Origin of the sequence: Azospirillum sp. A26 (assembly GCF_042604635.1) — a bacterium.
Taxonomy (GTDB): Bacteria; Pseudomonadota; Alphaproteobacteria; order Azospirillales; family Azospirillaceae; genus Azospirillum; species Azospirillum palustre.
Window position 1 is genome coordinate 547891 of record NZ_CP170474.1, and the last position, 18948, is coordinate 566838.

Here is an 18948-nt window from a genome sequence, read left to right on the forward strand (position 1 = left end):
GGTGCCCCTGATCGACATCGCGGACCTGCTGACGGAACGGCAGGATGCGGACCGCTGCTTCCGGCTGCGGGTGTCCGCCTTCCGGCTGTTCGCCGGCGACCGGGTCGCCGTCATGGGTCCGAGCGGCAGCGGGAAAAGCACCTTCATCGAGACGGTGGCCTGCGCCCGCGCGCCCTCCTCGGCCTCGGTCCTGGCGGTCCGGGCCGCGGCGCCGTCCGGCGGCGCCGTCGACGTGGGCCGAGCCTGGAGGGAGGGACGGGAATCGCTGCTCACGCGTCTGCGTGCGCAGGTCTTCGGCTATGTCCACCAGACGGGCGGCTTGCTGGAATTCCTCTCAGTGCGCGACAACATCGCCCTCAGCCAGCGCCTCGCCGGCCGGCCGGACTCCGATTGGATCGACCGGCTGGGCCGTGAACTGCGGATCGACTCCCTGTTCCGCAGCCCCCCTGCCCGCCTGTCCGGCGGCCAGCGGCAGCGGGTCGCCATCGCGCGGGCGCTTGCCCACCGGCCGAGCGTGGTCATCGCTGACGAACCCACGGCGTCGCTGGACCGCGGCATCGCCCGCGTCGTCATGGAGCTGCTGTGCGAAACGGCGGCCACGGCCGGGGCGGCGCTGCTGGTCGCCACGCACGATCACGCCCTGGTCGATGAGTTCGGCTTTTCGGCAACCGGCCTCGTCGACGACGGGAGCCATGGCGCGCTTCAGGCCGTCGCCCTCTCCCGCGGCGCCGGAGATGCTGCATGAGACTCTGGATCATCGGCCTGTCGCTCGGCCTGCGCGACCTCCTCCACGACCGCGCCGGCTTCCTGACCCAGGTGCTGGCGCTGGCGACCGTGCTGGCGCCATTGCTGGTCCTTTACAGCCTGCGCGTCGGAGTCGTCAGCAGCCTGGTCGCCGATCTTTCCGAGGATCCGCGCAACCGGCAGATCGTCGCCACCCAGCAGGGACATTATCCGCCGGAGTTCTTCGATGCGTTGCGGGCGGATTCCAGGGTCGGCTTCGTCGTGGGCCACGCCTCGCCGATCGCCCGCGAGCTGGCCTTCGCAAAGGAAGCGGAAGGGGTCAGCCCGCGAGCCGACGGGGTCGTTCTCGGCAGTGGTCCGGGCGATCCCCTTCTCGGGCACGGCATAGCACCGCCTGCGCGCGACGGGGCCATCCTGTCCCGCGGATTGGCGGCACGGCTCGGCGTGCGGCAGGGCGACCGGGTGGTGCTGTCGGCCGTCCGCCGGCTCGCCGGAACGGAGGAGTCCCTGACCGTTCCACTGACCGTCACCGGCTTCGTCGACCCCGCCCTGTGGGAGGCCGATGGAGCGCTTCTGGCGGACGAGACGCTGGCGGCCGTGGAGCAATGGCGGGACGGCGCGGCCGTACCGGCCTTCGGCTGGGCGGGCCGCGAGACGGCGACCCCCTTCGCCTACAGGAACTTCCGCCTTTATGCCCGGGATCTGCCGGGATTGCGCTCGCTGCACGCGGACTTAGCCGCCCGCGGTCTGAACGTGCGGGCGCCGAGACTGAAGGAGTTCGAAAACATCATGGCGCTGAACGCCGCACTCGGCGTGATCTTCCTCATCATTGCGGCGGCCGGCGCGCTGGGCTTCCTGTTCTCCTTCGGCGCGACCCAATGGGGAAGCGTTAAGCGCAAGCGTCCGGCGCTGAGCGTGCTGCGGCTGCACGGCCTGCCACGCCTGCCGGCCGCCCTGTTTCCCGTGGTCCAGGCGATCGTCGTCGCGGCCTGCGGCTGGGCGCTGGCAAGCGGCGCCTATTTCACCGCGGCGGCCGTCCTCAACCGCAGCTTGGCCGACAAGCTTCTGGTTTCCGGCACCATCAGCAGCCTGGCACCCGTTCATTTCGGCACCGCGTTCGCCCTCACCGTCGGCGTGGCGCTGCTCGCTTCCATGACTGCGGCTTGGCAGGTCACCCGCATCGAACCAGGAGAAGGCATCCGTGGGAATTGATTGGCGCGCCGTCGTCGGGGCGGCCCTCGTCTTGGGAGTTTCTTCCCTGGCTTCCGCAACCGGGGCACAGGCGGCGAACGCCCCGGCCGCATGGCCGCGGGAGAATTTCGATCCGAAGCCCGCCGAAGGCGACCTGGCTCTGCCCATGCCCTGTGGCGGCAAGATGATGTTTCGCCGCATCGACACCTTCGTCGGGAACAGCAACTGGCTGTCCGACCAGCAGATCCGCATGGGCAGCCCGGACGAGGCGCGTGCGAGCAGCGAGGACCTGCGCTTCGGACGGCTTGTCGGCGGGTTCAGCGAGGATGGCAAGCCGGAACGGCGATTCTACTACATCGGCAAATATGAAGTTTCACTGGCGCAGTACGATGCGGTGATGGGCAAGGGTTGCGAAGCCAAGGGTACGGAAGGCGCGCTGCCCAAGGAGGACGCAGGATGGTTCGACGCCGTCATCTTCACGCAGCGTTACACGGAGTGGATGCTGAAGAACGCCCGCGATGCGCTGCCCAAGGAGGACGGCACCCCCGGTTTCTTGCGACTGCCGACCGAGAGTGAATGGGAGTTCGCCGCAAGGGGCGGAGCCAAGATCATGCCGTCGCAGGAGGTCGGGCGCGTGTTTCCGATGGAAGGGCCGGTCACCGACTATGCCTGGATCGGGTCGCCGGACTCCTGCAATGGCCAGTCGCAGTATATCGGTACCCTCAAGCCCAACCCGCTCGGCCTTTACGACGTGCTCGGCAATGTCGGCGAGATCGTTCTCGACCCCTACCAGCCGACCGCGCCGGGGCGGCTGCATGGGCAGATCGGCGGTTTCGTCGTGCGAGGCGGTTCCTGCCTGACCTCCGAGCTGGAGGTGCGCAACGCCGACCGGCGCGAGGAGCCGCTGTACGATGTCGTGGACGGTACGGCACGTCGTGCGCCTTTTACCGGGTTCCGTCTGGCGATCGGCATTCCTGCGGGCCCGAGCCAAAGCCGGATCAACGCGTTCGTCAAGGCGGCCGAGGCGCGGCCAACCCCCGGCGGAGACCTGCCTCCGGGGGCCAATCTGGCGACCGTAACGCGCACCCTCGCCGCCGAGGCGGACCGGCCCGCGGTCGCCGAGCGGCTGAATCGCCTCGCCTCCGACATCGGAGCGGAGTTGAACCGGCGCAACGAGGTCGAGGCGAACGGTGCCCGCATGGCAGTGATGAGCGCCGCCATTCTGATGCGCGGCTATCGGCAGGAAATGAACGAGGCGGATCGGTTGGAGGCCGCTCTTCAGGTCGCATCGGAAACGGTACGCCCCCAGTATGTGAAGAGCATCGAGAGTTGGCGGAACCGCGCGCGCCTCACCGGCGAGGCCTATCTCTCCCTGCTCGTCGAGGCGACGGACAATTTCGGTCCCGACCTCCTGAGAGGGCAGCTTCCGCGCGTCTCTGCATCCTTCAGCTACGACGGCTCGGCCGGGCTGATCAAGATGACGTCCCGCTTCGTCGAGCAGAGTGCCCGATACAAGTCTCGCCCGCCCAGCAACCTCGGCGACTTCCTGAAAGAGGCCTTGCATCCACTGTAGGCCGTGTTCCGGCAGGTGCCCCCCCACCGAATCGGTGGACAGCTCTGCAAGGGTCCGGATGGGGTGGAGAGGTCAGGAAGGCACCAGAAAGCTGCAGTTGGCCGCCGCTCCTTGGGCGAGGTGGCCATGATGCGCTACAAGCAACTGATCGGGCGCTGCCTGCCCAGAAGGTCGAGGCCACCGTCGGCTGCAAGGTCGTGAACATCATGACCAGCTTGTGGGCATGCCGACCACCCGCAAGGTCGCCTGTGGGTCGTCGCAACTGCGCAGCAGGTTGGCTTCCAGACCCACCATTCGAGAACAACGCCTGGTCCACGTTCGATGTCGCCACCAACCGGCTGATCGAGACCGGGGGAGAGGCGTGGCGGTGGTTGGGCAGGCCGGCGGGCTGAGCGGTCAGGCCGCCGCACCCGGTCCGGGGACCGCTCCCGGCGGGCATTTGCCGAGGATGATCATGCCCAGCACCTCGTCCTTGGTCACGTCGGAGACGCGGGCGGTGCCGACCAGCTTGCCGTTCTTCATCACATGGATGCGGTCGGCCAGATCGAACACGTCGTGGATGTCGTGGGAGATCAGGAAGATGCCGATCCCCTCCTGCTTCAACTGCTTCACCAGCTCGCCGACCTGACGGGTCTCGGCGGGGCCGAGTGCTGCGGTCGGTTCGTCCATGATCAGGACGCGGGCGTCGAAATGGATGGCGCGGGCGATGGCGACCGACTGGCGCTGGCCGCCGGACAGCGCCTTCACCGGCTCTTTGAAGCGGCGGAAATGCGGGTTGAGGCGGCCCATCACCTTGCGTGCCTCCGCCTCCATCGCGTGGTCGTCCAGCGTGCCCCAGGCGGTCAGCTTCTCCCGCCCGAGGAAGATGTTGGCGGCGGCATCGACATTGTCGGCCAGAGCAAGGGTCTGGTAGATCGTCTCGATGCCGCAGCGCTTGGCGTCGCGCGGGCTGGTGATGTGCACCGGTTCGCCGTTGACCCGGATCTCGCCATGGTCGGCGGCATAGGCGCCGGACAGGATCTTGATCAGCGTCGATTTGCCGGCGCCGTTGTGGCCGAGCAGCCCGACCACCTCGCCGGGGTAGAGGTCGATGCTGACGCCGTCCACCGCCTTGATGCCGCCGAAGGCGATGGAGACGTCGCGCATCTCCACCAGCGGGGCCGATGCCGATTGCGGGACTGCCGTTGCGAGAGCGGTCATTTGAGGCCCCTGCGATAGAGCGTGTCGACATAGACCGCGGCGACCAGCACGAGGCCGACGACGATGTTCTGCATCGGCGCGTCCACCCCCAGCAGCACCATGCCGGACTGTAAGGACTGCATCACCATGGCGCCGAGCATCGCGCCGAGGATGGTGCCGACGCCGCCGGCCATCGAGGTGCCGCCGATGATCGCCGCGGCGATGACATACAGCTCGTCCAGCGTGCCGTTGGCGTTGGTGGCGGCGTTCAGCCGGGCGGTGGCGATGCAGGCGGACAGGCCGCACAGCGCCCCCATCAGCCCGAACACCATCACCATCACACGGCGGGTGTTGATGCCCGACAGCTCCGCGGCCTCCGGGTTGCCGCCGATGGCGAAGACGTAGCGGCCGAAGCGGGTGCGCCGCGACAGGAAGGTCATCACCACCCCCACCGCCACCGCGATCAGCACCGGGATGGCGAAGCCGTGGGCGACGAAGGGCAGCGCGCCGTCGGTGGACAGTCCTTGCGCCTCCATCATCCGGCGGACCACCGGGACGGGAAGCGGATAGGCGTTGACCACCAGCACCGCGCCGACGATGGCGGCGGCGACCAGCAGGATCACCACCCCCTCCGCCCACAGCGGCCGGACGGGAAAGCCGAAGCCGGCCCTACGCCGCCGCGTCACCAGGATGGCGGCGACCGAGAGCAGGACGGCGGCGATGCCGACCATCCAGCTCGGCCCGGCGCCGATGGCGCCCTCGAAGCCGCCGCCCAGCCGTTTGAACAGGCCGTCCATCGGCGCCACCGTCTGGCCGGTGGTCACCCACCACGCCGCCCCGCGCCAGACCAGCAGACCGCCCAGCGTGACGATGAAGGACGACACGCCGAGATAGGCGATGATGGCGCCCTGCACCGCCCCGACCGCCCCGCCGACGGCAATCGCCGCCAGCACCGCCACCACCCAGGTCAGCGGATGCTCGAAGCCCCAGATCTCCGGCAGGATGCGGGCCTGGAGCACGCCGACCACCATGCCGGTGAATCCCAGGATCGAGCCCACCGACAGGTCGATGTTGCGGGTGACGATGACCAGCACCATGCCCGTCGCCATCACGCCGACGGACGCGGTCTGCACCGACAGGTTCCACAGGTTGCGCGGGGTCAGGAAGGCGCCGCCGGTCAGGATGTCGAAGCCGATCCAGACGATGGCCAGCGCCCCGATCATCCCGACCATGCGGGTGTCCAGCTCCAGCGCGCGCAGGGCGTCGCCGATGCCGGCCCGACGTCCGGCCGGCGCTTCCGCAGGGGGCGCCGGGGACAGGGTGGTGGACGGCTCCGCCATCAGTTGCAGGCCTTGACGCTGCCGGGCTTCACGCCCTGGCAGACCACGTCCTTGGTCACCCAGCCGGCGTCGATCACCTGACCGAGATTGTCCTTGGTGATGGCGATGGGGGTGAGGAACAGCGAGGTCATCTTCTGCTTCTTCGGACCGCCGTCGAAGGTCGTGGCGCCGGAGATGTCGGTCATCTTCTTGCCGCCCGCCAGCTCCATGGCGATCTCGGCGGCGCGGCGGCCGAGTTCACGGGCGTCCTTCCACACCGACACCGTCTGGGTGCCGAGCGCGATGCGGTTCAGCGCCGCCTTGTCGCCGTCCTGGCCCGACACCGGCACCGTCCCGGCCAGACCCTGCGCCGCCAGCGCCGCGACGGCACCGCCGGCGGTGCCGTCGTTGGACGCGACCACGGCATCGACCTTGTTGCCGGTCTTGGTCAGGATCTGCTCCATGTTCTGCTGGGCGATGGCCGGCAGCCACTTGTCGGTGTAGGCCTCACCCACGTTCTTCACGTCGCCGCGGTCCATCGCCGCCTTCAGCACCTCCATCTGGCCGGCGAACAGGAAGTCGGCATTCGGATCGGTGGAGCTGCCCTTGATGAAGGCGTAGTTGCCCTTGGGCTTCATCGCGAAGACGCTGCGCGCCTGGAGCCGGCCGACCTCCTTGTTGTCGAAGGTGATGTAGAAGGCCGACGGGATTTCGATCAGCCGGTCATAGCCGACGACCGGGATGCCCTCGGCCGCCGCCTTCTCCACCGCCGGGCGGATGGCGTCGCTGTCCTGGGCCAGGATGATCAGCGCGTTGGCCCCGCGGGAGATCAGCGATTCGATGTCCGACAGCTGCTTGGCCGGCGACGACTGGGCGTCGGCGGAGAGGTACTTGCCGCCGGCCTTCTCGATCACGGCCTTGATCGCCGCCTCGTCGGTCTTCCAGCGCTCCTCCTGGAAGTTGGACCAGGACACGCCGACGGTGGCGCCGGCGGCGAGTGCGGCCGTCGAGGTCATGGTGGTGGCGGCTGCCAGCGTCAGGAACAGGCCGGCGGCGGTCGCGGTAAGACGGTGCTTCATCGTGTTTCCTCCCTGTGTGGCCGTCCGGTTGCGGCGGCCTTGTTGATCGACGAAAGCAGTGGAGCGGGCATCACCTCCCTCTCCCGTCCCGGGAGAGGGAAGGGGCCCGCCGCGAAGCGGTGGGAAGGGTGAGGGGTGATGCAAGGAACCATGCGGTTCGGGATTCTCGCATTCCCCCTCACCCTCCCCACTTCGTGGGTCCCCTCCCTCTCCCGGGGCGGGAGAGGGCATGTCATGCGTCCTTTCTCAGACGTAGCGGTTGACGATGTTCTCCAGATACTCCTGCCGGCCGGAGCGCGGCTGGGGGGTGAGGCCCGAGGTCAGCGCCCGTTCGGCGAGCGTGGCGAGGTCGCGCTTGCCGGACAGGATCGCCTGCCCCTCCGCGCCGTCCCAGCCGGCGTAGCGCTCGGCCAGCGGCTTGGTCAAAGCGCCGTCCTCCAGCATCTGCGCCGCCTGCAGCAGAGCGCGGGCGCAGCTGTCGACGCCGCCGATGTGGCCGTGCAGCAGGTCGGCGGGGTCGAGCGACTGGCGGCGGATCTTGGCGTCGAAATTCAGGCCGCCGGTGGTGAAGCCGCCGCCCTTCAGGATGTCGTGCATGACCACCGTCAGCTCGCCGATGTCGTTGGCGAACTGGTCGGTGTCCCAGCCCAGCAGCGCGTCGCCGCGGTTCATGTCGAGCGAGCCGAAGATGCCGAGCGCCAGCGCCAGACCCACCTCGTGCTGGAAGCTGTGGCCGGCGAGGATGGCGTGGTTCTGCTCGATGTTCACCCGCACGTCGGCCAGCAGGTCGTAGCGTTCCAGGAAGCCGTAGACGGTGGCGACGTCGAAATCGTACTGGTGCTTGGTCGGCTCGCGCGGCTTTGGCTCGATCAGGATCGGGCCGTCGAAGCCGATCCTGTGCTTGTGCTCCACCACCATCGCCAGGAAGCGGCCCATCTGGTCCAGCTCGCGCTTCAGGTCGGTGTTCAGCAGCGTCTCATAACCCTCGCGGCCGCCCCACATGACGTAGTTGGCGCCGCCCAGCGCGTGGGTGGCCTCCAGCGCCGCGCGCACCTGCCCGCAGGCATAGAGGAAGACGTCCGGATCCGGGTTGGTCGCCGCACCCGCCATGTAGCGGCGGTTGGAGAACAGGTTGGCGGTGCCCCACAGCAGACGGACCTTGGCGGTCTCCATCTTCGCCGCGAACAGCTCGGTGATGGCCTTCAGGTTGTCGACGCTCTCGGCCAGGGAGTCGCCCTCTGGTGCTGCGTCGAGGTCGTGGAAGCAGAAGAAGGGGATGTCGAGCAGGCGGAACATCTCGAAGGCGACATCGGCCTTGGCTCGCGCCGCCGCCATCGGGTCCTGCCCGGGACGCATCCAGGGGCGCTGGAAGGTCTCGCCGCCGAAGGGGTCGCCGCCCGGCCAGCAGAAGCTGTGCCAGTAGCAGGCGGCCAGCCGCAGATGGTCCTCCATCCGCTTGCCCAGAACGACGCGGTCCTTGTCGTACCAGCGGTAGGACAGCGGGTCGCGGCTGTCCTGCCCGCGATAGGCCACGGGGGACAGGTCGCCGAAGAAAGAGGCGGTGCTCAAGACGCGAACTCCTTGGCAAGGGGGTAGAGCCGGCGCCAGCGCAGCCAGGACTGGCTGTACGCCTCGGCGCGGGCCGGATCGGGGGTGAAGGTCTCCAGACGGCGGGGCTTGCGGCAGACGGCGGCGGGGGCCTCCCCGGTCGCCGCCATGCGGCCGAGATGGGCGGCGCCCAGTGCCGCGCCCACTTCGCCGTCCTCGATGCGGTGGATGGTGACGCCGAGCGCGTCGGCGCAGATGCGCGCCCACAGCCGCGAGCGGGAACCGCCGCCGGCAAGGTCGAAGACCGTGGGCGCGCCCTCCCCCAGCGCGACGAGATTGTCGCGGGAGGCGAAGGCGACGCCCTCCAGCACCGCCTGGACCATCGCGTCGCGCGTGGTCTCCGCCGACAGGCCGGCGAACAGGCCGCGGACGGTGGCGTCGTTGTGGGGGGTGCGCTCGCCCGACAGATAGGGCAGGAAGGCGACCGGCGAGGGGCCGTCGACGGCATCGCCGAGCGGGGCGAGCAGTTCCGCCTCCGGCGCGCCGAGGGTGGAGGCGGCCCAGGCCAGCGAGGCGGCCGACGACAGCATGACGCCCATCTGGTGCCAGACGCCGGGCAGCGCGTGGCAGAAGGCATGGACCGCCATCGCCGGGTTGGGTAGGAAGCGGTCGGTCGTCCGCCACACCACGCCGGAGGTGCCGAGGCTGAGGAAGCCGTCGCCGGACGCGATGGCGCCGAGCCCGACCGCGCTGGCGGCGCAATCCCCCGCCCCGCCCGCCACCAGCGGCTGTTCCCGCATTCCCCAGCGCCGGGCCAGTTCGGGCGACAGCCGGGCGACGGCGTCGGACCCTTCGGCCAGATCGGGCATGTGGGCGCGGGTCATCCGGGTGGCGGCGAGCAGATCGTCCGACCAGTCGCGCCTTGCCACGTCGAGCCACAGCGTGCCCGACGCGTCCGACATCTCCTCCACCATGGCACCGGTGAAGCGCCAGCGGACATAGGCCTTGGGCAGCAGCACCTTGGCCAGCGCCGCGAAGACCTCCGGCTCCTCCTCCGCCACCCACAGCAGCTTGGGCGCGGTGAATCCCGGCATGGCGATGTTGCCGCTGATCGCCCGCAGCGTCGGGAGGGTTTCCTCCAGCGTCGCGCATTGGCGGTGGGAGCGGCCGTCGTTCCACAGGATGGCGGGACGCAGCACCCGGTTGTCGGCGCCCAGCAGCACCGCGCCATGCATCTGGCCGGAGAAGCCGATGCCGAGCACGGCGGCGAGCGCTTCGGGCTGGCGGTCTGCCAGCTCGTCCACCGCGGCGACGGCGGCGGCGACCCAGTCCTCCGGCTCCTGCTCCGACCACAGGGGATGCGGGCGCGAGACGGTGCAGGGGCGGGACGCGCTGCCGGCGACGGCCCCGTCGGCGTCGGTCAGGACCGCCTTGACGCTCGAGGTGCCGATGTCGATCCCGAGAAACATGACTGTCGACCTTTTCTGATGCCCTGGTTCCGATAAGGTCAGGGCAGGTTGTCGCGCAGGATGACCTGGACCCTGATGTGTTCCTGCGCCGCGACGATCTCCTGGCCGGTGACCAGGGCGTGGAGCACCCGACCCATCGAGCGCACCTCGTGCCCCGGATCCTGGGCGACCAGGGCGGCGAAGCTGCCGTCCAGCAGCATGCGGCGGGTGGCCGGCGTCAGCTCGTGCCCGACGCAGAGGATTTTGCGGGTAAGACCGGCCTCGGCCAGCGCCTCGCCGATGCCGACCGAGCCCTCGCCGGTGTTGTAGATCGCCACCAGATCGGGCGTGTCGGCCAGCATGCGGCGGACCAGATCGCGGTTGCGGTCGGGGTCGTCGCGCCCCTCAACCGGGGTCAGGCAGGTCAGGTGGGGATATTCCTCCGCCAGCACCTGTCCGAAGCCGAAGCGCCGTTCGGCATGGTCGCGCAGGCTGCCCGACCCGGTGATGATGCCGACGGCGCCTCCTGTTTCCCCATTTCGGGGCGGGCCGAGGAAGCGGCCGACCAGCGATCCGGCGGTGCGGCCGGCGGCGATGTTGTCGATGCCGACATAATGCTGGCGCCGCGACGACGGGGCGTCCGACACCAGCGTCACCACCGCCATGCCGCCTTCGACCAGATCGTCGATGGCGGCGCGGATGCGCGGATGGTCGAGCGCCACCAGCGCCACCCCGTCGAAGCGGCCCGGCAGGGCGGCCAGCTGCGCCGCCAGCGTGTCGGCGTCGAACACGTCGGCCTCGACGATCTCCACCCCGATGCGCCGCGCGCGGAACCAGCCGGCCTGGGCGCGGATGGTGTCGGCGATGTCCATCATGAAGCGGTTGCCGCCGCCGGGCAGGATCACGGCGAAGCGCCAGGACCGCGCCCGCGCCAGTTCCGCCGCTGCCGCCAGCGGGCGGAAGCCCAGCCGCTGCACCGCCTCGTGCACCTTGCGCGCGGTCTTGGCGCTGACGCCGGGCCGCCCGTTGACCACCCGGTCAGCGGTCGCAAGGCTGACGCCGGCCGCGGCCGCCACGTCGCGCAAGGTCAGGGGGGCGTCACCAGGGGAGCCGGCGCTGGTTTGATTGTTCATGCCGCGAACATATTCCTGCGTCTTGAGGTGCGCAACTCAAATCTTGAGCTTCAGCTTGTGCTCTGCCTTTTGGCGGGCGGTTACGGAGTTTGGCCGGTTCGCACATGCGGAAATTCAGGTGCGTACATCAGAGTACCGCGGGGCAGCTTGCTCATAAGGCTTAGGAGGCGCTCATCGCTCCACCCGGCCGGTGGCGGCAGTACTCCCCCTGAGGCTCGTTACCTACGATTGCGCTCAAGACCGGGGAACTCGCGGCACTTTAGGCTTGCTCCTCCCTCGTGCCACAGCCAGCAGGGTGGAATGCCGCAGCTGAGAACCCATCAGCAACTGGTCAGCGCCATCGCCGACGCCATCGGCCAGCAGCAGACAGAGGTTCGCGACGTTCTGGCGGCGGTGACGCCCGGCGGGGGGAAATCGCTGCTGCCGGTGATCATGGCGGCGGCGCTGCACAAGGCCGGGCGGATCGACCGGGTCTGCTGGATCGTGCCGCGCGACAGCCTGCGCCAGCAGGCGGAGGAGGCCTTCGTCGATCCGCGCTGGCGCGAGGTATTGGGACACAACCTTGCCCTGCGCGCCGCGGAGAACGGGCGCGACCTCTGCCGCGGTTTGCAGGGCTACGTCACCACCTATCAGGCGGTGGCCGCGGCGCCGGATCTGCATCTGCAGGAGTTCCGCCGCCACCGCTACCTGCTGGCGGTGGACGAGCTGCACCATCTGCCAGCGGTGTTCGACACCGACCGCATGGCGGCGGTGGAGGAGGAAACCGCCTGGAGCCGGTCGATCCTGCCGCTGCTGGAGAACGCGTCGGCCCGTCTGCTGATGAGCGGGACGCTGGAGCGCGCCGACGGCCGGCCGATCCTGTGGCTGCCCTACCGTGCGCCGCAGGGAACGCGGAAGGTGCGGGAGGTCGACTTCAAGGCGCCGGGCTGGGCGGTGGTGGGATATTCGCGACGGCAGGCGCTGGCGGAGAAGGCGATTCTGCCGGTGACCTTCGGCGCGATGGACGGGACGGCCTCCTGGCTGGACGCGGAGCGAACCAACCGCTGGGTCGATTCCCTGTCCAAGGCGGGAGAGAACACCCGCGACGCCCTGTTCACCGCGCTGCGCACCGGCTTCGCCCAGGCGATGCTGCGCGAAGCCTACCGCTCCTGCCGGGAGCATCGGGCGAAGCGGCGGGCGGAACTGAAGCTGCCGGCGGGACGCGACGATGCGGGGCTGGGCAAGCTGCTGGTGATCGCCCCGGACCAGGGGACGGCGCGCTTCTATCTGGAGACGCTGCAAGGCTGGATGCCGAAGGCGCAGGCCGGCCGCATGGCGCGGCTCGCCATTTCCGAATGCCGCGACGCGCAGGAGGTGGTGGCCGCCTTCCGCCTCCGCCCCGAGCCGGCGGTGCTGGTGTCCGTCGCCATGGCGTATGAGGGGCTGGACGCGCCGTCGATCACCCATGTCGCCTGCCTGACGCACATCCGCTCCCGCCCCTGGCTGGAGCAGGCCATCGCGCGGGCGACGCGGGTGGACCCGCATGGCGGCCCCTACGACCGGCAGCGGGCGCTGATCTACCACCCCTCCGACGCGCTGTTCGAGCAGTTCCGCACCATGGTGGAGACCCAGCAGGGCACCCGCGCCATGGTGAAGACCCGCAGGCCGCAGCAGGAGTTGCCCTTCGAACGGTCGTCGGAGCGCGAGCCCGAGATCATCCCGCTGGAATCCAACGCCACGGCGCTGAGCTTCGCGGTGGTGGCGCCGGGGCCGGATTTCGGAGCGCAGGGGAGGGATCCGGGTGAGCTGCCGCTGACGCCGAGCGCGGCGGAGCATCACCTGCGCCAGCGCATCGGCCAGCTGGTCGCAGCGCAGGTGATCGAGGACGAGGACAACAACCTCGTCACCGAGGGGCCGACCGGCTACCACATCTACAACGCCGTTCTGAAGCGGCTGATGAAGAAGGCGCGCTCCGAAATGACGCTGTCGGAGCTGGAGGCGACGGTCGGCTGGCTGGAGCGCAACCGGCTGTCGGACCACCGGCACCTGATCCTCGACGATCCGCAGTTCACATGGTCGACCCGGCGGCGGGGGTCGCACCGGGCGGGCTATGGGATGCCTGCGGCTCGCGGCGCCGGTGGAGTCCCCTCTCCCCCCCGGGGAGAGGGTTAGGGTGAGGGGGATGCACTGCGTGTCTTCCCGAGAATCCTCGCCACGCCTCCCCCTCACCCCGACCCTCTCCCCGGGGGGGAGAGGGAGCCAGGGGCGGAGACGGGGATACCCCCCGGACAACGCCCTTCCAGCAGGTCGCGGTCGCGGGTCAGGGCGTCGGCCATGAAGTCGAGGAAGGCGCGGACGCGGCCCATGTGGCGCAGATCCTCGTGGGTCAGCAGCCAGAGCTTGGCGTCGGCCTCCGGCACCGGCTCGCCGATGCGGCGGAAGGCGGGGTCGCGGTCGACCACGCCGCAGGGCAGCAGGCCGAGCCCGATGCCGGCCCGCACCGCCTCCACCGCCCCCGCCACCGAATTGACCCGGTAGCGGACGGAGCCGGCCGGGACCGTCCGCTTCATCCAGTCGGCGAGGTTGGTGTGGTCGAAGGACTCGTCCAGCCCGACCCAGGGGTGGCGGTCGAGATCGCCGCCGGTGCCCGCCTCCTCCAGATAGCCGGCGCCGCCATAGACGGCGAAGGCGAGGCCGGACACCGCGCGGCCGACCAGATTCTCCGGCGGGCTGGTGGTGGCGCGGATCGCCACGTCGGCCTCGCGCCGGGTCAGGCTGAGCGAGGCCTCCGCCGCCACCAGATCGACCCGCAAGTCGGGGTGGCGGCGGCGGAAGGCGGCGATGTGGCGCGGCAGGACGTAGAGCGTCAGGATGTCGACGGTGGTCACGCGCAGGCTGCCACTGATCCGGGTGTCGCGGCCGGACAGCAGGCGGTTGGCGGCGGCCAGATCCTCCTCCATCTTCTGCGCCACCCGCTGCATCTCGTCGCCGGCCGCGGTCAGCACATAGCCGCCGGGCAGCTTGTCGAACAGGCGGGCGCCCATCGCCTGCTCCAGCGCCGTCACCCGGCGCAGGACCGTGCTGTGGTTCACACCCAGGACGCGCGCCGCCGCCGACAGTGACCCATGCCGCGCCACCGCCAGCAGATAGCGAAAATCATCCCAATTGCTGCTACCTAGCATTTATTCCCGCTCATTCTTGCATATGCTTTTTGCAAATCTCCCGAATTTGCGCTTACCAGAGCACAGGTTAGGGTCCCGACCAAGCGCAACCTGCGCCACCTTATCGAGATCCCGGCTTTCCCCCATGTCCGAGCTGCTTCAAGACCCCTTCGTCCAATCCAGCATGCTGCCGCTGCTGGTCGGCCTGATCCTGGTCGGCGCGCTGCACCTGCTGCATCGCCCGCTGGCGGCGGCCGGCGTCGCCGCCGGCTTCCTGGTCGTCTTCGCGATGGTGATCGGCCTGCCGGCCCTGCCGCCGCCGTCCAGCATGGGCAAGCTGTTCTGGGCGTCGGGGGCCGGGCTGCTGATCGGCGTGGTCGCAGATGTGGCGGGGATCCGCGGCCGGATCGCGTCGGCGGTGCTGGCGGTCTGGCTGGCCGCCTCGCTGCTGTGGATCGCCCTGCCCGCGCTCGACTCCGCGGCGGCGATCGTCAGCCTAGTCGTCCTGCTCGGCACGGCGGCGTGGGTCGCTTTTGCCCGCGGTTCGGAAGTGCAGGGGGTCGAGAGCCCGACCGCGCCGGCCGCCTCGCTGCTGGCGCTGGCGCTGGCCGTCGGCGGCACCGCGCTGATCGGCTCCTCGGCCTCCATCGCCCAGATGGCGCTGGCGCTGGCGGCGTCGGCCGGCGGCTTCCTGCTGTGGAACTGGCCGGTGGAGCGCCATGGCTGGGGCCTGTCGGGCCGGGTCGCCACCGGCATCGCCGTCCTGCTGGCCGCCGTGCTGGCCCTGTTCACCCAGACCCAGGCCGCCGTGCTGCTGCTGGCCCTGCCCGCCTTGTTCGCCGGCCATATCGGCCGCTTTCTCCCCCAGGGCGACGGGCTGATCGGCCGCGCCGCCTCGTCGGCCGCCGTCACGGTGGTCGCGGTCCTTCCGGCGCTGGTCGCCATCGGCGCGGCCTTCGCGCTGAGCGGCGGCGAAGCGTCGCCCTACTGATCCCGCCTTCCCAATCAGTCAATCCTGTTTTCCGGAGTTCCGTTCATGAAGAAGACCCTGTTTGCCGCCGCCCTGTTCGTCGCGACGGCGACCGGTGCCGTTTCCACCGCCTTCGCCGCCCCGGTCAACTACAAGATCGACCCGGCGCACACGGCGGTCGCCTTCATCGTCAACCATGTCGGCTTCTCCAACGTGATCGGCCGCTTCAACACGGTCGGCGGCGACATCAGCTTCGACAAGGACGCCGTCGAGAAGAGCACGGTCACCGTCACCATCGACACCACCAGCGTCGACACCAACCACGCCAAGCGTGACGATCACCTGCGCTCGCCGGACTTCTTCAATGCGAAGGAGTTCCCGAAGATGACCTTCAAGAGCACGAAGATCGAGAAGACCGGCGACAAGACCGGCAAGCTGCACGGCGACCTGACCATGCTGGGCGTGACCAAGCCGGTCGTGCTGGACGTCACCTTCAACAAGGACGGCGTCAGCCCGGCCAGCAAGCTGGAGACCGCCGGCTTCTCCGCCCGCGGCACGGTCAAGCGCACCGAGTTCGGCATGAAGTACGGCGCCCCGGCCATCGGCGACGACATCCAGCTGCTGATCGAGATCGAAGCGGTCAAGTCCTGATCGCCGGCAGTCTTCAACTGTTGCAGAGTAAGAGGGGCCGGTTTGCCGGCCCCTTCGCATATGTGCAAGATGGACAGGAGGAACCGCGATGCCGCAGCTTGTGAACGGTGTTTGGGAAAAGGGCGACATCGCGGCCAGCGAGATCAAGGGCGGCGCCTTCCACCGCGAGCCGACCCGATTCCGCGACTGGATCACGCCGGACGGCGCGCCGGATTCCGAAGGTCGCCCCACCCTGCCGGCGGTGGCCGGACGCTATCACCTCTATGTCTCCTATCTGTGCCCCTGGGCCTCGCGCACGCTGATCTTTCGCGCGCTGAAGGGGCTGGAGGGGGTGATCGGAATGTCCGCCGCCGAGCCGGTGCTGGGCGAGGATGGCTGGGTCTATGGCGAGGAGCAGGACGGCGGTCCGGGCGTCGGCCGCTTCCGCCACCATTACAGCCTCTATACGGCGAGCGACCCGACCTACACCGGCAAGGTGTCGGTGCCGGTTCTGTGGGACCGGCAGGAAGGGCGGATCGTCAACAACGAATCGGCGGACATCATCCGCATCCTGAACAGCGCCTTCGATGGGCTGACCGGCAACCGGCTGGACCTCTATCCCGAGCCGCTGCGGCCGGAGATCGACCGCTGGAACGAGCTGGTCTACACGACCGTCAACAACGGCGTTTACCGCTGCGGCTTCGCCAAGTCGCAGGCCAGCTACGACGAGGCCTTCGACGCGCTGTTCGCCACGCTCGACCGGCTGGAGGAGCGGCTGTCGGCCAGCCGCTATCTGGCGGGCGAGCATCTGACCGAGGCCGACTGGCGCCTGTTCGTGACGCTGGTGCGCTTCGACGCCGCCTATCACGGCGCCTTCAAGTGCAACCTGCGGCGGATCGAGGATTATCCCAACCTGTCGGCCTATCTGCGCGAGCTGTACCAGTGGCCGGGCATCCGCGACACGGTGAAGATCGACCACATCAAGGCCGGCTACTACACCAACCCGGCGATCAACCCGACGCTGATCGTGCCGAAGGGGCCGGCGCTGGATTTCGACCGTCCGCACGACCGCGACCGGTTGCCGGGCAAGGGCATCTGGCAGCGGGCGTGACACACCGATGGCGGCAGGGCAACGGCAGGAAGGACGCTTTCCATGAACAGCACAATAGACGGTTCCGACGATGTCCTGCGCCTGGCCCCGGCCTCCGGGGCGGCGGCGCGGCGGCTGGTCATCCTGCTGCACGGCGTCGGGTCGTCCGGCGCCGACCTGATGCCGCTGGCCCAGTCCTGGCGGCAGGCGCTGCCCGACACGGCCTTCGTGGCGCCAGACGCGCCGCAGCCGTTCGACATGGGCAACGGGCATCAGTGGTTCAGCATCGCCGGCGTGACGGAGGAGAACCGTCCCGCCCGTGTCGCCGCCGCCCTGCCGGCGCTGGTCGAACTGATCGAGGCCGAACGGCAGCGGGCGGGCGTCGCTCCCGCCGACGTGGCTCTGGTCGGTTTCAGCCAGGGCAGCATCATGGCGCTGCACCTCGCCATGACCGCCCCGGAGCGCTGTGGCGCGGTCGTCGCCTTCGCCGGCCGCATCGCGGCGCCGGTCGTGACGCCGGACGGGTCGGGACGGCGTCCGCCGGTTCTGATGATCGGCGGTGCGGCGGACAGCATCATGCCGCCCGCCGTGGTGCAGGCCGCCGCCGCGCATTTCCGCTCGGCCGGCTTTGCGGTGGAGGAGCAACTGCTGCGCGGCGTTCCCCACACCATCACCGCCGCCGGGGCGCAGCTTGGCCTAGATTTCCTGCAACGCGTCCTGCCGTCGGCGTGACCGCCGCGGCCGGGTGAGCAGGACCGCGGTGGTCAGCAGCTGGCCGAGCGTCCAGGCGGTCGCCGCGGCGGTCAGCAGACTCATCGACGGCCACCAGACGGCCGCCACACGCAGCATCGCCGCCAGGGCGATCAGCCCGACGGCGACGCTGGCGGCGGGTGGGAAACGCTCCGGCTCGGCCTCGCGTTGCAGGGTGGTGCGGATCGTCATGGCGCTGGCGAGGATGCCGAGCGCGCCGACCCCCAGCATGTGCCAGCCGGCGGCGGGCGGCAGGCCGGACAGCGCCGTGCCGGCAGTCAGCAGCCAGCCGGTGCCGAGGCAGAGATAGCCCAGATGAAGGCTGGCGATCTCCGGCCGGCGCAGCAGCAGATGGGGCTTCCAGCGGGCGAGCCGCAGCAGCGCGCTCGCCCCGGCCATCGCGGCTCCGGCAGCGCCGGCGAGGGGCAGCAGGCCGCTGGCGGCCGACAGCAGGCAGAGGGCGGCCCCGGCGATGCCCGTCGCCTCCAGCCTCGGCTGGACCCGGTGCGCGAGGGTGACGCCCTGGCGGCGCAGGGCTCCGGCGGTGGCGGCGGGGATGACGCGCCCACCCATGGTCAGCAGCAGCGTGGCGATCAGCAGCAGGGCGACGGGCTGGCCGCTGCCGGGGACAAGGCCCAGCTCCCCGGCCCAGAACAGCGCCTCGGCACCGAGGAAGGCACCGATCAGCGGGCCGAACACCGCATTGTGGCCGCTGCGGCTGGTGCGCAGGAAGGGCAGGCCGGCGACGACGAACAGCAGCAGCGGATAGGCGAAAGAGAGCGGCAGGGCCAGCAGCGGCGGCAGCCCCAGCAGCAGAGCCAGCCGGCCGGCGAGCCATGACAGGAGGGCCACCGCCGCCATCGGACGCGACAGCCGGGTCATCAGGAAGCCGCCGACCACCGCCAGCGCATAGCCCAGCGTCATCTCGTGCGCATGCACGGCCGGCGACCAGCCCGCCGGCAGCAGGCCGCCGACCTGCGCCAGCCACAGCGGGACGGCGAGCGCCGCATAGAGCGCCGCGGCCGGGTACATCGGCCGGTGGGCACTGGTGACGGCGCCTGTAATGGGGGTGGGCATGGCGGGGACCTTCGCTGGGATGCTGCGGCCATTCTGGCGGCATGCCGGATTTCGCGCTTTGAGCCGCAACAAAGTCG

Annotated in this window: 16 protein-coding genes and 1 pseudogene; 9 read left to right on the top strand and 8 right to left on the bottom strand. The window is 69.9% G+C overall.

What is annotated here, in order from left to right:
• The first annotated feature begins 1 nt into the window (after position 1).
• The 4 genes and pseudogenes from ABNQ39_RS26170 to ABNQ39_RS26185 form a co-directional block, all read left to right on the top strand.
• The gene (locus ABNQ39_RS26170; protein ID WP_376965033.1) at positions 2 to 745 is read left to right on the top strand and encodes an ABC transporter ATP-binding protein; all 744 of its coding nucleotides are present in this window, start codon (positions 2 to 4) and stop codon (positions 743 to 745) included.
• Positions 742 to 1956 (top strand): ABC transporter permease, encoded by a 1215-nt coding sequence (locus ABNQ39_RS26175; RefSeq protein WP_376963862.1) that lies wholly within the window; start codon positions 742 to 744, stop codon positions 1954 to 1956. Before ABNQ39_RS26170 ends, ABNQ39_RS26175 begins: the two co-directional genes overlap by 4 nt.
• On the top strand, positions 1946 to 3508 hold the full coding sequence (locus tag ABNQ39_RS26180) for a formylglycine-generating enzyme family protein (protein ID WP_376963865.1): 1563 nt from the start codon (positions 1946 to 1948) through the stop codon (positions 3506 to 3508). The genes ABNQ39_RS26175 and ABNQ39_RS26180 overlap by 11 nt, the downstream gene beginning before the upstream one ends.
• A 96-nt stretch (positions 3509 to 3604) precedes the next feature.
• Positions 3605 to 3755, top strand: a pseudogene (locus ABNQ39_RS26185) (IS5/IS1182 family transposase); the annotation flags it as partial.
• Between the two features lie 149 nt (positions 3756 to 3904).
• Here ABNQ39_RS26185 and ABNQ39_RS26190 read toward each other — a convergent pair.
• The 6 genes from ABNQ39_RS26190 to ABNQ39_RS26215 all read right to left on the bottom strand — a co-directional run bounded on the left by ABNQ39_RS26190 (position 3905) and on the right by ABNQ39_RS26215 (position 11214).
• Positions 3905 to 4708: an ATP-binding cassette domain-containing protein gene (locus ABNQ39_RS26190; RefSeq protein ID WP_376963868.1), complete on the bottom strand. Its 804-nt coding sequence runs from the start codon at positions 4706 to 4708 to the stop codon at positions 3905 to 3907.
• Entirely contained in the window at positions 4705 to 6027 is a 1323-nt protein-coding gene (locus ABNQ39_RS26195; protein ID WP_376963871.1) for a sugar ABC transporter permease, read from the bottom strand. Before ABNQ39_RS26195 ends, ABNQ39_RS26190 begins: the two co-directional genes overlap by 4 nt.
• The gene (xylF, locus tag ABNQ39_RS26200; protein ID WP_376963874.1) at positions 6027 to 7085 is read right to left on the bottom strand and encodes a D-xylose ABC transporter substrate-binding protein; all 1059 of its coding nucleotides are present in this window, start codon (positions 7083 to 7085) and stop codon (positions 6027 to 6029) included. Before xylF ends, ABNQ39_RS26195 begins: the two co-directional genes overlap by 1 nt.
• A 246-nt stretch (positions 7086 to 7331) precedes the next feature.
• Complete coding sequence (xylA, locus tag ABNQ39_RS26205; protein ID WP_376963877.1) at positions 7332 to 8654, bottom strand: xylose isomerase; 1323 nt, start codon at positions 8652 to 8654, stop codon at positions 7332 to 7334.
• Positions 8651 to 10102 carry a xylulokinase gene (xylB, locus tag ABNQ39_RS26210; protein ID WP_376963880.1) on the bottom strand — a complete coding sequence of 484 codons (1452 nt, stop codon included), beginning with the start codon at positions 10100 to 10102 and terminating at the stop codon, positions 8651 to 8653. Before xylB ends, xylA begins: the two co-directional genes overlap by 4 nt.
• Before the next feature lie 38 nt (positions 10103 to 10140).
• Positions 10141 to 11214 (bottom strand): LacI family DNA-binding transcriptional regulator, encoded by a 1074-nt coding sequence (locus ABNQ39_RS26215; protein ID WP_376963883.1) that lies wholly within the window; start codon positions 11212 to 11214, stop codon positions 10141 to 10143.
• A gap of 300 nt (positions 11215 to 11514) precedes the next feature.
• Here ABNQ39_RS26215 and ABNQ39_RS26220 point away from each other — a divergent pair, with 300 nt between their 5' ends.
• Positions 11515 to 13365 carry a DEAD/DEAH box helicase gene (locus ABNQ39_RS26220; RefSeq protein WP_376963886.1) on the top strand — a complete coding sequence of 617 codons (1851 nt, stop codon included), beginning with the start codon at positions 11515 to 11517 and terminating at the stop codon, positions 13363 to 13365.
• A gap of 53 nt (positions 13366 to 13418) precedes the next feature.
• Here the strand turns inward: ABNQ39_RS26220 and ABNQ39_RS26225 are convergent, their stop codons facing one another.
• Positions 13419 to 14375, bottom strand: a complete 957-nt coding sequence (locus ABNQ39_RS26225) for a LysR family transcriptional regulator (protein WP_376963889.1) — start codon at positions 14373 to 14375, stop codon at positions 13419 to 13421.
• Between the two features lie 124 nt (positions 14376 to 14499).
• On the opposite strand from ABNQ39_RS26225, the gene ABNQ39_RS26230 reads away from it, so the two are divergent.
• The 4 genes from ABNQ39_RS26230 to ABNQ39_RS26245 all read left to right on the top strand — a co-directional run bounded on the left by ABNQ39_RS26230 (position 14500) and on the right by ABNQ39_RS26245 (position 17776).
• A complete protein-coding gene (locus tag ABNQ39_RS26230) occupies positions 14500 to 15345 on the top strand; it encodes a hypothetical protein (RefSeq protein ID WP_376963892.1) in 846 nt (281 codons plus the stop codon).
• A gap of 45 nt (positions 15346 to 15390) precedes the next feature.
• Positions 15391 to 15975, top strand: a complete 585-nt coding sequence (locus ABNQ39_RS26235) for a YceI family protein (protein ID WP_376963895.1) — start codon at positions 15391 to 15393, stop codon at positions 15973 to 15975.
• Between the two features lie 88 nt (positions 15976 to 16063).
• Entirely contained in the window at positions 16064 to 17065 is a 1002-nt protein-coding gene (locus ABNQ39_RS26240; RefSeq protein ID WP_376963898.1) for a glutathione S-transferase family protein, read from the top strand.
• Positions 17066 to 17107: 42 nt separating this feature from the next.
• Positions 17108 to 17776, top strand: coding sequence for an alpha/beta hydrolase (locus ABNQ39_RS26245; RefSeq protein ID WP_376963901.1), 669 nt, complete (start codon positions 17108 to 17110; stop codon positions 17774 to 17776).
• Here the strand turns inward: ABNQ39_RS26245 and ABNQ39_RS26250 are convergent.
• Positions 17741 to 18871 (bottom strand): NnrS family protein, encoded by a 1131-nt coding sequence (locus ABNQ39_RS26250; RefSeq protein ID WP_376963904.1) that lies wholly within the window; start codon positions 18869 to 18871, stop codon positions 17741 to 17743. The genes ABNQ39_RS26245 and ABNQ39_RS26250 overlap by 36 nt on opposite strands.
• Positions 18872 to 18948: the final 77 nt, after the last annotated feature.

Excerpts from the sequence above, each read along its gene's own strand:
- ABNQ39_RS26175 (WP_376963862.1), top strand. The coding sequence starts at position 742 with ATGAGACTCTGGATCATCGGCCTGTCGCTCGGCCTGCGCGACCTCCTC.
- ABNQ39_RS26190 (WP_376963868.1), bottom strand. The coding sequence starts at position 4,708 with ATGACCGCTCTCGCAACGGCAGTCCCGCAATCGGCATCGGCCCCGCTG.
- ABNQ39_RS26195 (WP_376963871.1), bottom strand. The coding sequence starts at position 6,027 with ATGGCGGAGCCGTCCACCACCCTGTCCCCGGCGCCCCCTGCGGAAGCG.
- xylF (WP_376963874.1), bottom strand. The coding sequence starts at position 7,085 with ATGAAGCACCGTCTTACCGCGACCGCCGCCGGCCTGTTCCTGACGCTG.
- xylB (WP_376963880.1), bottom strand. The coding sequence starts at position 10,102 with ATGTTTCTCGGGATCGACATCGGCACCTCGAGCGTCAAGGCGGTCCTG.
- ABNQ39_RS26215 (WP_376963883.1), bottom strand. The coding sequence starts at position 11,214 with ATGAACAATCAAACCAGCGCCGGCTCCCCTGGTGACGCCCCCCTGACC.
- ABNQ39_RS26220 (WP_376963886.1), top strand. The coding sequence starts at position 11,515 with ATGCCGCAGCTGAGAACCCATCAGCAACTGGTCAGCGCCATCGCCGAC.
- ABNQ39_RS26225 (WP_376963889.1), bottom strand. The coding sequence starts at position 14,375 with ATGCTAGGTAGCAGCAATTGGGATGATTTTCGCTATCTGCTGGCGGTG.
- ABNQ39_RS26230 (WP_376963892.1), top strand. The coding sequence starts at position 14,500 with ATGTCCGAGCTGCTTCAAGACCCCTTCGTCCAATCCAGCATGCTGCCG.
- ABNQ39_RS26235 (WP_376963895.1), top strand. The coding sequence starts at position 15,391 with ATGAAGAAGACCCTGTTTGCCGCCGCCCTGTTCGTCGCGACGGCGACC.
- ABNQ39_RS26240 (WP_376963898.1), top strand. The coding sequence starts at position 16,064 with ATGCCGCAGCTTGTGAACGGTGTTTGGGAAAAGGGCGACATCGCGGCC.
- ABNQ39_RS26245 (WP_376963901.1), top strand. The coding sequence starts at position 17,108 with ATGAACAGCACAATAGACGGTTCCGACGATGTCCTGCGCCTGGCCCCG.
- ABNQ39_RS26250 (WP_376963904.1), bottom strand. The coding sequence starts at position 18,871 with ATGCCCACCCCCATTACAGGCGCCGTCACCAGTGCCCACCGGCCGATG.